This window comes from Candidatus Binataceae bacterium, from assembly GCA_035500095.1.
Classification (GTDB): Bacteria; Desulfobacterota; Binatia; order Binatales; family Binataceae; genus JAKAVN01.
The window spans coordinates 1-2,087 of the sequence record DATJXN010000099.1 but is presented as its reverse complement, the minus strand read 5'-3'; the positions used below and the strand labels follow the sequence as shown (position 1 = coordinate 2,087).

Here is a 2,087-nt window from a genome sequence, read left to right as displayed (position 1 = left end):
TTCGAACTCCCGCCCGAAGTACGCGCGGCGTGCGATGGACTGACCGCATTCGCGCGCGCCGAGGTGATGCCGCGGCATGAGCAGCATCGCGCGCTGCTCGATGATCCGCGCAGGCTCTATCGCGAGGACGGGCGCTTCTCCGACGAAGCGGTCGCGATCATCCGCGAGGTTCGTCGTGCCGCGTCCCGAGCCGGCTTCTACACCATGTGCGTGCCGGACGGGCTCGGCGGTGGCGGCCTCGGGCATCTCGCGTACTACGTCGGATGGGAGCATCTATTCCGCCTCTGCGGGCCGCAGAACTGGCTGATGCTGTATGCGATCAGCCATTGGGCGTTCGGCCCGAGCCGACTGCTCGAGCGCGTCACGGAAGAAGCGCGCAAGCGCATCCTGGAGCCGATGAACGCCGGCGAAACCTCGATGTGTTTCGGATTGTCGGAGCCGGGCGCGGGCTCCGATGCGGCCGCGCTCGCGACGCGCGCCGTGCCGCATGGCGACGGATGGAAGCTGTCGGGCCGGAAAATCTGGACCACCAATGCCCCGCTCGCCGAATACTGCATCGTGTTCGCGGTGACCAATCCGCAGGCGGCGGCAACGCGCAAAGGCGGGATCTCCGCGTTCCTGGTTCCAACCAATTCGCCCGGATTTGAAGTGCAGAGGGTCGTCAAGCTCTTCGGCCATATCGGCGGCGATGAAGCCGAGCTGCGACTCGATGAGGTCTTCGTCGAGCCGTGGCAGCTCGTGGGCGAGCTCGGCCGCGGCTTCGAGGCAGCGCTGTACGGCGTCTCCCTCGGGCGCATCTACAACTCCGCGCGCGCGGTCGGCTACGGCCGATGGGCCCTGGAGCGCTCACTCGAATACGCAAAGGTGCGCGAGGCGTTCGGCCGTCCGATCGCCGACTACCAGGGCGTCACCTTCCCGCTCGCCGAGTCGGCCGCCGAGCTGCACGCCGCGCACCTGATGGGTCTCAACGCCGCGGCGCTGCTCGACAAGGGGCAGCAGGCAGTGAAGGAACTCTCGATGACCAAGGCGTACTCGGTGCAGGCGGGATTTCGTGCCGTCGATCGCGCGATCCAGACTCACGGCGCGATCGGCTTCACCAACGAGCTCGGCCTTTATCACGCGTGGCATTCATTGCGAATCATCAACGTCGCCGACGGCACCAACGAAATTCTCAATCGCACCGTGGTGCAGCGCCTGCTGAAGGGCGACGTCGACCTCTAGTCGCGCTAGTCGGTTTCGATTGGCAACGACTCGTCGCGCGCCCATTCGCTCATCGAAGCGTCGTACAGATTCAGATCGCGGTAGCCGAGTTGATGCAGCACGAACAGATCCAGGCTGGCCGCGATTCCGCCGCCGCAGTAGCAGATGACGTTTTTGGATTTGTCTACGCCCGCCGCCTGGAACTTCGCTCCGGCTTCCGCCATTGAGGTCAGCGCACGAGTCTGGCGATCGATCAGCGCTCCGTACGGGACGTTGACGCTGCCGGGAATTCTGCCCGGCCGGCCGTACGGTCCGCTGCCTTTTCCCCTGTGCAGCTCTGCCGGCAGCGCGTTGATAGTAATCGCCTTCGGATCTCCCATCGCTGCTCGCACGCGCTCCTTGCCCACGAAAATTCCGGCAGCAGGTTTCGCGGTGAACACCGCCGGCTCGTAGCGGCACGGCTGCGATGAAACCGGGCGACCCTCCGCTTTCCATTTCTCCCATCCGCCATCCAGCACTGCCGCGTTGGTGAAACCGAACTCGCGCAGCATCCACCACACCCGCGTCGCCCACATCATCGCGCCCGCGCTATAAAGAATGACTCTCGATTTATCGCCGACGCCATGCCGCGACATTGCGGCCGCGAAGTCTTCGGCGCGCGGCAGCATGAAACGCAACTTGACGCTGTTATCGGAAAGCTCGCCCTGGAGATCGAGAAAGCCCGCGCCCGGAATGTGCTCCTTGTCGTAGTCCTCGCGCCCGCTCACGATTCCATAGGGCGCGTTGGCCCCGGCCTGCGCCGGCCGCAGATGCGTGGTACAATCGAAAATTCGCAGGTTGGGATCGTTGAGATGCGCCGTCAGCCATTCGGTCGATACCAGCGCATC

General features: G+C 64.8%; 2 protein-coding genes. One reads left to right on the top strand and one right to left on the bottom strand.

What is annotated here, in order from left to right:
• The coding region (locus tag VMI09_10160; GenBank protein HTQ25051.1) for an acyl-CoA dehydrogenase family protein at positions 1 to 1,221 on the top strand (1,221 nt) is incomplete at its 5' end.
• Positions 1,222 to 1,226: 5 nt separating this feature from the next.
• Here VMI09_10160 and VMI09_10155 read toward each other — a convergent pair.
• A partial coding sequence (locus VMI09_10155) for a sulfurtransferase (protein HTQ25050.1) occupies positions 1,227 to 2,087 on the bottom strand: 861 nt, incomplete at its 5' end.